Origin of the sequence: uncultured Metabacillus sp., assembly GCF_947503125.1 — a bacterium.
Taxonomy (GTDB): Bacteria; Bacillota; Bacilli; order Bacillales; family Bacillaceae; genus Metabacillus.
This window is the reverse complement of record NZ_CANNCR010000011.1, coordinates 15,032-29,340: the sequence shown is the minus strand read 5'-3', so window position 1 is coordinate 29,340 and position 14,309 is coordinate 15,032. Positions and strand designations below refer to the sequence as shown.

The window sequence follows — 14,309 nt, the reverse complement described above, 5'->3', positions numbered from 1 at the left end:
AGGCTGCTCCCATAGTTTTGGTATATTTCTTAAAGATACTAGTCGGGTTGTTAGGGTTCGATGCCCTATAACAATCCCGAAATCTCTCATTATATTTCTTCTTAGAATAATCTTTCAACAGGTTTTCCGCCCAAAGAAAAAAGCTAGCCAAAAGGCTAACTTTTATATTTTAGTTGAACTTTTTCCGATATTGACCAGGGGTCATTCCTTCCATTTTTCTAAATGACCGAATAAAAGAAGCAGAACTGTTGTAATGGAACCTCTCAGCAATTTCCGATATTTTAATATTTGTTTCACTTAGTAATTTCTTAATCTGATTAATTCTATATCGCATTAAATAATCACTAAAACTAGAACCTGTTTCTTTCTTAAATACTCTGCTAACATAGCTGGGATGAAAATTAATTTTTGATGCAACGTATTCAAGTGTAATATCTTTATAAAATTCATCTTCTATAATTGACAAAACACTTTCTGTAATATTCGTTTGCTGGTTTGTTCTTATCTCATTATACTTGTCGATTATGGGTGGGATAATGGATTGATTAAACCAGTCTTCAACCTCTTGAATAGTACCGAAACTGAATAATTCATCAAATACCATTGCTTTACCGAATAGTTGATCTGGGGATTCATTTACTTCTTGTACAAGTTCCAATATTTTAGATAATAATTGGGCCAATATGATTTGGCAATTATGGTAGGGTAGATTAAATTTTGTCATATAGGCGATAAATTCCTTTAACAATTTTCTAGATTCTTCTTGATTGGCACTTTTAATTGAATCAAGAAGCTCTAATGAAACTTGCTTTGGATAATTACACTTTACAGTATGGTTTACTGTAATATCATCGACATGTAAGATCACTCCAGGTTCCAAACGATGTCTATACTTCAGCGCTCCTATAGCCTCCTCATACCCTAGTGCGGTTTTTTCCAGTTGATCATATGGACGACCTATTCCTATACTAATTTTTAATCCCAGATGTTTTAAAACAAGAGTTTTTATTTTGGAGGCAACACTATAAAAATACTTTTTCTGATCAACAGAATTCTTTTCATTACTTAATAGGATGGTTACTTGGTAATCATTTAAAAATACAGGGCTAAAATGCTTGTCCTCAGCGATTATATTACGAACAATATTATTAATGGCAAATAAAAGTGATTCTTTGTCATCACTTTGATAGTTTGTATGTTCCAATTGATCTATGTTAATGATGACAACAGCTAACGCTTGCCAGGATGTTGGAAACTTCAAATTCTCCAACATGCTATCTATTTCATTTGATTTTACCTGCCCCAAAAGTAATTTTAGCACGAAGTATTCCCTTAAATGGTTCAATTGATTATTTATTCGGTGTTCAAGCTGCAAATGAGTGCTTTTAAAATCATGTATTTTTCTTTGGATACAATCAAATTCATCTTTTGAATCTGTATCATCTCCAGTCAACGAAACAACTGATTTATATACATTATGAATCGGGTTGTATAAGCGGCGTGACCATTGAATGGCAATAATACTGATGATGATAATAATAACGATACAATAAATAACAGTATACCAAGCAATGTCTTTGGATTCTTTTGTAATAGCTTCTATCGGCACAACTGACAAATACGTCCATTGATTAAATGTAGATTTACTATAGTTGATGCCCACGCTTTTACCTTTAAGTTTCGTTGTAAAATAACCATTAGTGGACTTGCTATTTTTAATTTTATTTATTAAATCATTAAATAAAAAAGGGGACTGTTTAGGTGAATTATTTGATATTAACTTATACTCCTTGTCCAAGACAACTATTTCATTTTCCTTGTTTTTTTCATTGATAAGTTCAGTAATTTTTTCATTAGTAATGGTAACAATTATTAGTCCTTTTGGATTTTTTGAAAGCAATGGAATTTTTTTAACTAGTTTAATCGACTGTCCGTTCTCATCTGAAAATGTAAGCCAATCCGATGAATGGGGAGTTCTAGCTATTTTTAAATAGTGCTTTCTATAGTCTTCTTCCTTAAGTTGACTAAGACCTTTTTTATCTATCAACCATTTTTCATCATGATTTACCAGTTCCAAATTTTGATACCAAATTTTATCTGTTATAAATTTTTTCATAATTGTTGCAAGGTTTCTATATTCGATAAAGTCTTTTGGTGTAATACTTTTTTGAAAATTGGAAGTAAAATCAGGTGACAAAATATTTGCGTTTACTTTTGTATCTAAGACCTCTAACTGATGTTCAACTCTCATTTGAGTTTGTAATAAAACTTGCATATTTTCTTTGGCAACTTTTTCTTCGATATCAGCCGAAGCTTTGGTATACGATAATATCCCTATTACAATGACTGGTAATGTTGATAATATCAAACTATAAATAAACAGCTTTTTATAATACCTATAATTAATGTTATTAATGGAAGATCCCCCCAAAAAAACGTTAAAATTATCTCAATAACATCACTCACAATCATGTATTCCGGTTTGTTTTTTATGTGTAGGTTCTCCTCTGGAATAAATCGATTACTTTATGTGTAACATTCCATGTCATTTTGCTGATTTCCTGTCCTTAACATCCCCATCACTTTAATCGCTTTTTCACCCCCAACTACCTCCTTTTGCAAGATGTTATTCCTTGAGCCCTAGTCAAACTAAAACTACTGCACTCAAATAAATTAACTACTATCGTTGAAATAACAATAAAGTAAGCGCATTCAACCTTTTTTTAAATCTTACTTGCAGAATAAGATTGCTGTCAATCAGGCTTTAGTAATTTATATAAATTTATATACTGCAAGAAATTTAGTTCCCTTCGTCAAAATGAAAGTTTACAAGGATTTCATGCTCCTAGAAAGCCCATTCTCTAGATGAATGCACACTACACTTTCATCAAGGACTCGTTAAGCGGGATCTACATATACCTGGGTAAGGAAATATGGTCGGCTTCCCCAAAATCTCGGAGTCCATCTTGGTTCATCAAAACTGATCACTACTACCTTTCCACAGGTATCCTTACTCACAACTCGAAATAGAGTAAAACGTACTAAAAAGACAGGTATATCCACCTGCCTTTTCGTATTTTTTTACATTTTTATCTTTTATTTTTTGTATTCTTTGGCATATTCTTCAGCAATTTGATCTCCGCCGCTACTTCGCCAGTTTTTAATCTGTTCTTTCCATTCAACTACATCTATTTCACCCATAATATATTTCGTATTAGCATCTTCAATAATCATATTTAATTGGGATCCTTTTTCAGCTTGTGTATCTGAAATTAAGTTAACCGCTGGATTATGAATGGCAAACGGTTCATTTTCTTTTGGAATTTCTAATTCTTTTGTTTCAAGTGGTGTTAATTCTCCTTTAAGTGCATTAACTTCTGCTGGTACAATTCCCAATGGTAATTGATATGGCAGTATTACCTCATTATGAAGATCTGATCCTTCGATAGGAACTGGTTTCCCATCAACCAATTCATAATGCTTTCCTTCAATTCCCCATTCAAACAATGTATGCATAGGCTCTTCCTGAAGCTTTTCAAAAAAGCCCAATAAATCTAGCAGTTCTTTTTCCGTTTTGACCGACGACTTAGGAAATACGAAGATTCCGTTATGGCCGCTCCCTGCTGGTACTCTTTTACCCTGCGGGCCCTCAAGAAGACTAAATACACCTAACTCAACATCAGGATTCGTCTCTTTTATTCGATTATACATTCTTACAACCGCATTACTTGTATCAGGCCAAACACCTGCTTTACCAGTTGAAAAAGCCTCTTCCCATTGGGAACGCTCAATAACTGCAAAATCTTGAGTAATTAATTTATCATCATATAATTTTTTGAAGAAATCTAACCCATCTAAATACTCTTTGGTTGTTGCTGCGTGAAAGAATTTTCCGTTTTCTTCTCCCCACCCATTAGGTGCTCCAAATAATGGGGCAAATCGATTGATTAACCCTTGGCCCTCAACTGCCATTCCATACGTATCATCTTTACCATTTTGATCGGGGTCTTTATTCGTAAATGCATCAAGCATATCATAAAATTCATCCACTGTTTTTGGCTCTTTCATCCCCAAATTATCTAACCAATCTTTACGGTAGATATAAACATCACGAGCGATTGGACGTACTCGGGGAAGACCGTAAATTTTTCCATCTATTGATATGTTCTTGTAAATGATAGGATCTATACTAGATAGATTTGGAAACTGATCCAAATATGGCCCAATTTCCCAAAACACATCGCCACGGAATGCATTAATCATGTATGGTTCCCTAAACCAACTGCTTCCAATGATATCAGGCATATCTCCTGAGGCAACGACTGCTGGTAATTTTTCGGCAACAGTAGCCCCTGGCGCAGCTGATATGTCTAATTTTGAATCGGTATATTCTTCGATTGCTTTTTCTACTTCATTATCTTTTTTTGGAAACTCTAGTCCATCAAAATGCATCATAATGCTAACTTCTCCATTAGAGTCTGAACCTGCTTGTCCCTCTTGATTACCACTAGCTTCTTCTTTATTGCTGCAACCAATAAGTGCAGTCGCAAGAACAATCATTAATAATATAGAACGACCAATCTTCCTTCTTACCTTCATTTCAGGCATCTTCTTCCCTCCAATATTGATTGAAATCGGGTCTATTTATGCACGACTAGCCTTTAACAGAACCTAATAATACTCCTTTTGCAAAATGTTTTTGCAAAAAAGGATAAACAATTAGGATTGGAACTGTAGATATGACAATGACAGCCATCTTTATTCCTTGTGAAAACACAACTGCATCATCAGCAATTTCACTCGAGTCCCCTATAGAACCCTGTGCTAAAATAACAACTTGCCGAAGCAATACTTGCACAGGCCATTTCAAGGGGTCATTAATATACAGAACAGCATTAAAGTATTGATTCCATAGCCCCACAGAGTAAAATAAGCCAAATGCCGCCATTGCTGGTAATGACAATGGGAGCACAATTTTGAATAAAATTCCTACTTCATGACAGCCATCAATTCTTGCAGCTTCTTTTAATTCTTCAGGAATACCTTGAAAGAAATTTTTCAAAATAATAAGATAAAAGGCGCTTATCGCATTTGGAATAATTAATGCCCAATACGAATCAAGCAATCCAGTCCCTTTTACAACAAAGTAGGTAGGAATCATTCCTCCGTTAAATAGCATTGTGAACACTATCATTAATAAAAATATTCGGCGGCCAGCCAAATGGGTATGGGAAAGCGCATATGCCATTAGCGAGGTTAACAAAAGGTTAATAAATGTTCCTAGTACCGTGATATATACAGAGACTCCCATGCTGCGAGCAAACGTTTCGGTTGAAAAAATATACCGATAAGCATCTAACGAAAATTCAGTTGGAATTAATGCGCTTGTATTAGAAAACGATGAAATGACCACATAAATAAACGGTAGAACAGTTGCGAAAGCAACAATTGAGAGAAACGTATAATTAAAAATGTCAAAAATTCGGCTCCCAAGTGTCTTGTCGTTAGTCAATTTTCTTTCCCTCCTTTACTAGGCTTCTAGTAAATTCCCTCTTCACCAAATTTTTTCGCCAGTTGATTAGCACCAATTACTAAAATAAGTCCTACAACTGACTTGAATAATCCTACTGCAGCACTGTAGCTAAACAGGCCTTGCCTAATCCCAACTGTATACACATAAGTATCAAATACCTCACCGACTTCACGGTTCATGGCATTTAACATTAAAAAGATTTGTTCAAAACCTAAATCTAAAAAGTTTCCAAGGCGAAGAATAAGGAGAATAATAATAACACTGCGAATAGATGGCAACGTAATATGCCACAAGAGCCTCCATCTATTTGCCCCGTCAATCCTTGCAGCCTCATATAATTGTGAATTTACCCCTGCAAGAGCGGCTAGGAAAATGATGGTTCCCCATCCTGCATCCTTCCAAACCATTTGAATAATAATTAGCGGTCTAAACCAATCTACATCCGTTAAAAATTGGACTTTATCTCCTCCTAAAGAGGCGATAAGTTCATTAATAACCCCACCCTCAGTACTCAAAAGAATGTAAGAGATACCAACGACAACAACCCATGAAAGGAAATGCGGTACATATACCATTGTCTGGACAAACCGTTTAAACATTTCTTTTCTAATTTCATTTAATAATAGCGCCAGGATGATTGTGATTGGAAAAAAAATAACTAAATCTAAGAAGGCGATATATAACGTATTCTTTATTAACATCCAAAATTGAGTTTCACTAAATAAACGTTCAAAGTGTTTTAGGCCTACCCATTCACTATTCCAGATACCTAGGTGAGGTTGATAATTTTGAAAAGCCATAAGCACTCCCCACATCGGAAAATACTTATAAATGACAAAGTACAATAAACCAGGTAATAGAAACAGATAAAGCCATCGATCCTTCCACAATCGAATATAAAGTGGTTTCTTTTCCACTTCTACCTTTTCTTGAAGTTTCGTCGTAATGACTTGCTGCGGTGATGTATTCAAGAAATCCCCTCCTTTAAATTAATTTAGATACAAAGAAATAAGTATTCTCCTTTCAGTTAACCAATTGGAAGCCCTTACATTTTTGTTTTGAATATTCTGAATAACTTGATTAGAACATATCAAACTAGATCATTTCATGTCCATATCCATCTCATGACAAGGTTGATGAGCCTTTGAAATATAGAGAAAAGTTGGTTTATATTGTAAAGAATTTCAAGGGAATATGCATTCTAAACTCTAACACATCCATTTCATAACCTAGAAATAAAGTTCTATTCAAGGCTCATTAAGACCTTCACTCATTTGCTGTGTGCAAATCAATGAGATTATAACCATTTATGCTAAGAAAATGAATGGGTTATTTAAGGACTTATAAAAGGGAAAATAAAGAATAGACAGATCAAAGGAAAAACGATCCAAAAAGTAAGCGAGGTGATACGTCCGTTCATTAATAAAATGGACACTTTTGATGTATACTTTAAAAGTTTAAATTAGATACGCCGCATCTCAGATGAATGGATGGAAGTTTCGAATATAGTATGAAGTTCCCCACTGCAACAATTAAAGGACGAGCATGAGTCGTCGAGGGCAAATATGGATCTTTTCTATAAAGAAGAACTTGTAACATAAAGAAAATCTCTTTATTTGTAAAGGAGAGGAAATAATGAAGGATTTTTCCAATGTTGTCCACATAGGTGAATTAATAGCCGTTTCTAATGTTTTCCAACTAAATACATACCAAATGGTAACATTACTAGAAGATGGTTTAATGGAAGTATTCGAAAATAAGGAAGCTTTTTTAGAAAAATATGGAGATAAGGAATCTTATGGCGAATTAGATTGGTGTGAGTTAAATAATGGAAAAATCTTTACTAAACCAAAAATATAGGTAATAACGATAATATCTAGTTATTCTAGCCTATACCTAATGAGTAGAGAGGCTTTTTATTCGGTTATTTTTATAAGTATCATAAATTGCTCTTACAACTTCCACACAAATTAATTCTGTATATTAAAATAAAAAAAGCGCAAGGCGCCTGCCTATCGGCGACAAGCATAAGGCGAACAGGAATAGAAGGTGTACTTTACCTTCAATTCCTGTTTGACTTATGACCTCGAGCCGATTGCGCCTGGAGCTAGATTCAGAAACGCAAGCTATGTTAAGAAAATATATAAATTCTGATATTATAAAGAAAACTTGGCTGGCTCCAAGCCTTTAGGCGCAGTGCGACTGCCTAGTTGCACTTATACTTAATTCTTAAAATTTGCCACTACGTCGAATTCTCTCCTGCGCTGCAAATTTCTTTCTTAACGTGTAAAAAACTAGCTTTCAGGTCCTAAGACTGGAAAGCTAGCTTATTTCTTAATAAATGTTTTATTGGCCTAATGCATGGTAAAGCAACCTCTTATTTTACGCTCAATTGTTTTGATAAATTGATCAATAATTTTGCATTTTCTTCAGAAATTGATTTTCCACTTTGAGCTTTTACTTGATTTTCGTAAGCTTTTAGCTTGCCATTTACCGCTTTGTTGGTTCCTTTAGCTGCTGATGCTTTTGCGGATTGCAGCTTTTCGATTAGTGAATCAGCGACTTCCTTTTTCGTGATAAATTGTTCTGTCAACCTGCTTAAACTATCAATGTCAACAGTTATTGTAAATTGAATCTCAACTTTCGCACTATTACCCGCTTTGTCTGTCGCTGTAGCAGTGACTTTATTGATTCCTAAGTCGAATTTATAAGCTGGTCCTTCAACATTCGGACATTCTTTAGATGCAATTCCTGACAGCTCATCGGTTGCAATGCATGTGATGTTGATGTGCGAATCTGCCGAATATCTCTCTTGATGACCTGTAAATTGGATCACCGGTGCCATTGTATCAAGTGTGATCGTTTGCTTATACGTTTTGCTGATATTTCCGGCATTGTCCTTAAACTCTACAAATACGGTCTTCTTTCCATCACCTGATGGTAACGTTACGTCTTTTGTTGGATCATACTCTTCCCAATCTGACCATTCATTTGAATTAGTCGAATAGCGAACTTGATGAACTCCGCTTAAGTCATCAGTTGCTTCTAATGCTAAAGTGACGGTTTCCTTATTCGTAAATTCTGCACCAGCATTGATCGTAAACTGACCTTCTGGCGGTGTTATATCTTTTTGTTTCTCAACGGTTACCTCACTCACAGCCATTAACCCGCCATCGACTGTAGTTGCGGTTATTTTCGCGATTCCTTCTTTCAGAGCCGTTACTTTTCCATTTTCATCAACAGTTGCTATTTGTTCATTATTGCTTGACCACACAACCTCTTTATTGACTGCGTCATTAGGTGCAACGGTTGCGGTTAATTGTGCTGTTTTACCTTCTGAAAGCTTCAATGTCTCTTGGTCAAGCGTAACACTTGTTGGCTTTTGTTCCGGTGCTGGGACACGAACGATTGGAACATTTGCCAGTAAAGCCTCATGCTCAGCTTTCGTAACAGGGATGACTGTTCCATGACGCGGACGTGCAGGTAAATCGTAGTTTTCAGACATCTTCCATTCACCTGACTGTAAATCGGTCGTTTCAAAAGGAACATATCCTCTGCCGCCAAACTCATCAATAAACATATACCATTTTTCTTCGGTATTCGATTTGAAGATCGTAGGTCCTTCACCTGCACCTATTGATCCTTTGCCAATTCCTTCTTTAATCAGCTCGAAGGTAGGATCAAGTACTGAATCTCCGACCTCTTGGAAAATAAATTTACCGTTTGGTGAAGATGATGTATTGTTTCTTTCATCCTTTGATAAGCGATAGATTTTATCGTCATGCTCGATCATCGTTGTATCAATCACAGAATAGCCATAATCCATATACACTTTTGGTTCTGTAAATGTATAGAAATCTCTTGTCTTGCTATACATCATTTTGTTGTAGGTTGAGCCAGTGTGTTCTTCATTGTCGTAGATTTTAGAAGCCCAAAATACAACATATTCTCCAGTCGTATCATCATAATAGACTTCAGGGGCCCATGTATTTCCTGCTTCTTTTGGTGCAACTTCGACCATTCTTTGCTCAGACCAATTGATTAAATCCGTCGATTCCCAAACCATGATTGATCTGCTTCCCGATCTTTGCGCTCGATCCCAATTCCAATCCCCATTGATTTTTAGATCGGTTGCAATGAGATAGAATTTATCGCCTTCAGGAGAGCGAATAATAAACGGATCTCTAAGTCCTTTTTCCCCTAAATTAGAGGTGATGGCTGGTTCTTCATTATTCATTTCATTCCACTTAAGCGGATTGTTGCCATCACTTAAGGCGAAATAAATTTGCTCGCCGTTCGTGTAGCCTTCCCCGGTAAAATAACTAAAGACATACCCTTCATACTTTTCCTTTTTCGGCATTTCTTTGACTTTTGCTAAAAACGCCTTTGTAATCGATTCATTATTTAAGGCAAGTGTTGCCGTCAATTTAACGGTTGTATCACCTTCACCATGTACAGGACGTATAACCTTGCCGGTTGGGGTAATGATCGATGAATTACTTGATTTCCAAGTAATTGAAGAGCCATTTTCCCCTGATGTTGGTAATGTTAGATTTCCGCGAACATCATGAATGTTATGAACCTTTAATGCTTCTGCATCTGATCTGACTGCGACAGAATCATGCGGTTTCTTTACAACAGTTACTGTAAATTCTTTTGTTGCCTCGTTCTTACCATCTGAAATCGTTGCTGTTATTTTCACTGTTTGGTTTCCTTCTTCAAAGGATGGTCTCGTAACCTTCCCTTCATTTGTAATGTTGTCTTGATTTTGTGATTCCCAAGTGATGGTTGTTCCGTTTGCTCCTGTCTTAGGGAATGATAGATCTGTTGTGATTTCATCCTTGCTTTCGTTTTCATTAAGGAATGTTGCGTAATCTAATTGGTTGATCGCATTTTGAAGCAATAAACCATCCATTTTTGCAATTTTTGCATCGGCTGCTTCTTTTAATTTGCTTACTTCTGTTGCTGTTAAAGCTCCATCATATACTTCAAAATCAGCCATCATTCCGCCAAAGTAAGGATCAGCAGAATAGAAGGAACGGCCGATAAATCCGCTTCTGCCATTACCATTGCTGATTTGTGCTAATGTATATCCGTTTGTAGATCCGGATGCCACTTCAACACCATCAATATACAATTTTATCGTTTTAGCTTCACCAGACATAACGGCTGTCACCAGTTTCCATTCATTTGACTTTAAGGAACCCGTTGTTGCATTTGCTCCAGCCTCATTTTGCCAGCTTGTGATGCCAAGTCCTACCCTTGCAGATCTGTCACCTGAATTGCGTTTTGGTGTCATAAATAGATATTTATTGCTGTCCTGACCTAAAGCGAATAGCCATTCAGCCTCATTCTTGCCTTCCCAATTCACTAATGATGAAACAGTCACACTTTCTAGCCCGTTCAATACACCTTGAGGCATCTCAATATATGAGCTTGTGGAGCCGCCTTTAAAGCTGATAACTCCTGTCTCATCCCCTTTGATTAGTTCAGCGTTTTGAGGATTGACAAGCTTTCCTTCAAAGTTACCTGTGTTATCTACTACTGTCGTGCCTTCAATCTTGCTCATATCATAATCAAGAATTAACTCAGCTTTTTCCGGCTCTTCAACTGGAGGCGCTGAAACTTCTTCATCTGCTAAACTAGCAATCTCTTCAGCGTTAAGAGCTCGGTTATAAATTTTAAAGTCATCAAATTTCCCGTAAAAGAGACTGTGATTTTCATTGCTGGACTTCCCTAAATAGTTCATTGTTGTTTCTAATAGCATTCTCGGCTCGACATTATACGTTGAGCTTCGTGAAACTTCTTTTCCGTCTACATATAAGACGGCATCAAATCCTTCAATTGTCATCGCTACATGGTGCCATTGTGCAGTCGAAAGCATTGGAGCTCTCACAGCATATTTATAGGAACTTCCTAAAAGTGAATTTTGATTTGCAAATTTTTCGGTGAAAGGTGTAACAATCGCAAATTCCACGTTACCTGAATCACCCTGTGTACTTAAATACATTGTATTGCGGTTTGCTACTCTTCCAGTATTTGAAGAAAAATCAAAGATTCGTTGGTTTGCTTGATTCCCCTCTACTTTCACCCAAGTAGACATTGTCATGCTTTCCAGGTTAAGGTCTTTAATCATATTTTCCGGCAGCTCAACATATCCTGTGCTTCCATCTAAATCTACTGCTCCTGAAGATTTGCCAACTGTGTCAGTTGCATCAATTTTCGCCCCGCCTACTAATGTTGCGTCAAAACCATTTTTGGAAACATCTTTTACAGTTATTCCATCAACATCTTCCTGGTCAAATGTATAGTGTACAACAGGTTCCTCAGATGTCTCTGGTGAAGGCATGCCATATGTTTCTTGAAGGGCATTATATTCCGCGCGAGTGATTGGAATAACGGTCCCATGTCGTGGTCCTGGCGGCAGCGCATATTCAGATTCAGGGAGTAAATTGTTCACAAATTGTGATCCATCCTCTAAGTTAGTTGACCAGCGAACATGATATGGCCAAGAATCTAAGAACATATACCATTTATCTTCATGAATATCTTTAAAAATGGTTTGTCCTTCATTGTTACCTTGATGACCGATCAGTCCTCTGTTTCCATCTTTTGTACCCAAAATCACATCGTATTGAAATCCATTTTCCTTGATTCCGTCTTTATCTTGGAAAATATCTGTTGCTTTCTCGTAATACACTCTGTAATTGACTTCCGATTTTGTAAAACGATAAAATGTGCCATTATCTTCTACAAAACTTGTATCGATTGTCGGGAAGCCTTCATCAATAAACACTTTTGGTTCAGAGAATGTATGGAAATCCCTCGTTGTGGCGTAGTACATCACATTGTACTGTCCCGCCGGTCTTCCATTTGGGTAATCGCCATATGTTTCTTCATTTTTCATTGAAGACGCCCAGAATACAACATATTCACCCGTTTTTTCGTTATAAACGGCTTCAGGCGCCCACGTATTACCGCCTGTTTTAGGAGCCACTTCTACCATTCGCTGTTCGCTCCAATTGACCAAATCATCTGATTCCCAAACCATAAGAGAATGACTTCCAGTGATTTGCGCCTGGTCAAAGTTAGTGCTTTCACCCATTTTCAAGTCAGTCGCCAGCATATAAAATTTATCTCCTTCTGGAGAACGGATGATAAATGGATCTCTAAGTCCCTTTTCACCCATGTTTGACTGAATGACCGATTGACCATTATTCAAGGCACGCCATTTTAACGGATCTTCTGCTGTAGCGAAGGAAATTTCCTCTCCTCCTTCGTATTCTCCAGTGAAATAAGAGAAGAAATAAGCATCATACGTCAATTCACCTGGATTTTTCTTAACTGTAAGGTTAAATTCCTTTTTCATTTCAGCGTTTCCTTTTGAAATGGTTGCTGTTAATGTAACCTTTGAATCTGCTTCAGGTCTTGTTACCCAACCAAGCATTTTATTATTTTCGGCTGCCTCTGCAGATCCTTTTACCATTACCGGGTTTGAGGATTCCCACGTAATGGTACTTCCTTCTTGACCTGATACTGGTAAGCTTAGATTTCCTTTTACGTTATCTGCATTAATAACGGCTAAGTTTGAAGCATCAAGCTCTACAACTTGTTCATCCGTATATTCCTTTAAAACAGTTACCGTAAATTGTTTCTTTGCTGTCAGACCTTCATAAGCTAGATTTGCTGTTAACTCAACTTTCACATCTGACTCTGTTTTCTCAGGACGAGTAACGGTGCCGTCATTAGCAATCACTTCTGTATTACTAGAACTCCACGTAATAGCTACTCCATGCTTGCCTTTTGCAGGAAGTGCGAGGTTCTTCGTTATTTTGTCAGTGCTTTCATCTTCACTGTCTACATATTCAGTTATATTTAAGGATTCTGTTGCATCATTGATGACAAGCTGATTGATTTTTGCAATTTTACTTGATGTTTCTGTATATAATTCCATAACCTGGTCATCTGTCAGTGCCCCATTATAGACACGGAAATCACCGATCATCCCTTTAAAAAAGGAATCGTTTTTAAAGATTGATTTTCCGATAAAACCAGAAAAACCTGCTGATGGATCAATAATTTCAGATAACTTTTTCCCGCCTGCTGATCCTGTTGCGACCTTCTCACCATTTACATATAAGGTAATCGTATTGGCTTGGCCAGAGAAAACAACCGTGGCTACTTCCCATTTATTCGCTTTCATGGCCGATGTTGCTTTGACTAGTGATTCATTTCTCCAGCCCGCTTTGGAAATTCCTGTTGCTGCTACATTTCCTGAGCCATGCTGCGGTGTAACGAAGAAATATTTATTCCCATTCTCGGCATCATCTGTTACAGCTCCTAAACCAAAAATCCAACGATTGGCCCCATCATTACTCCAATTCACAAGTGCTGAAATGGTTACATCTTGTAAACCAGTTAATAAATCTGAACCATTTTCGCTTTTTGGAATTTCGATATAACCGCTTTTTGATGTTGAACTTCCACCATTAAACGCTGCATATCCAACTTCCTCATTATGAACAAGTTGACCATTTTCAGGATTTTTGAAAACCCCGTCAAATGTTGTGCCACTGACGGACACATCTTTTATCGTCAGTTGATCCCCATCTTTCTCTGAAGTTTTCATGTCATAATGGAGAATCAGTTCAGGAGTTGTAGAGTTCGCTTCTTCCGCTGATGAGACCTTTGGCCATAATCCGGAAAGCGTGTTAAACATCATAACCGTCAATAAAAAGACGGACAATCTTTTCCTGTTTTTCATCATTCACACCCC

The 14,309-nt window shown here is 36.8% G+C and carries 6 protein-coding genes; 1 reads left to right on the top strand and 5 read right to left on the bottom strand.

The genetic code is table 11. The annotated features are described in order from the left end of the window. Positions 1 to 169 precede the first annotated feature (169 nt). The 4 genes from Q1B07_RS10150 to Q1B07_RS10135 all read right to left on the bottom strand — a co-directional run bounded on the left by Q1B07_RS10150 (position 170) and on the right by Q1B07_RS10135 (position 6,480). A complete protein-coding gene (locus Q1B07_RS10150; RefSeq protein WP_299090245.1) occupies positions 170 to 2,368 on the bottom strand; it encodes a helix-turn-helix domain-containing protein in 2,199 nt (732 codons plus the stop codon). A 728-nt stretch (positions 2,369 to 3,096) separates the two neighbouring features. After that, positions 3,097 to 4,608, bottom strand: a complete 1,512-nt coding sequence (locus Q1B07_RS10145; protein WP_299090244.1) for an extracellular solute-binding protein — start codon at positions 4,606 to 4,608, stop codon at positions 3,097 to 3,099. Positions 4,609 to 4,654: 46 nt separating this feature from the next. Beyond that, entirely contained in the window at positions 4,655 to 5,512 is an 858-nt protein-coding gene (locus Q1B07_RS10140) for a carbohydrate ABC transporter permease (RefSeq protein WP_046516489.1), read from the bottom strand. A 26-nt stretch (positions 5,513 to 5,538) separates the two neighbouring features. Next, positions 5,539 to 6,480 carry a sugar ABC transporter permease gene (locus tag Q1B07_RS10135; protein ID WP_299090296.1) on the bottom strand — a complete coding sequence of 314 codons (942 nt, stop codon included), beginning with the start codon at positions 6,478 to 6,480 and terminating at the stop codon, positions 5,539 to 5,541. Positions 6,481 to 7,168: 688 nt separating this feature from the next. Between Q1B07_RS10135 and Q1B07_RS10130 the strand changes: the two genes are divergently transcribed. Then, positions 7,169 to 7,393, top strand: coding sequence for a hypothetical protein (locus Q1B07_RS10130; protein WP_299090242.1), 225 nt, complete (start codon positions 7,169 to 7,171; stop codon positions 7,391 to 7,393). Between the two features lie 517 nt (positions 7,394 to 7,910). Here Q1B07_RS10130 and Q1B07_RS10125 read toward each other — a convergent pair. Continuing rightward, positions 7,911 to 14,300, bottom strand: coding sequence for an immunoglobulin-like domain-containing protein (locus Q1B07_RS10125; protein WP_299832685.1), 6,390 nt, complete (start codon positions 14,298 to 14,300; stop codon positions 7,911 to 7,913). Positions 14,301 to 14,309 lie beyond the last annotated feature (9 nt).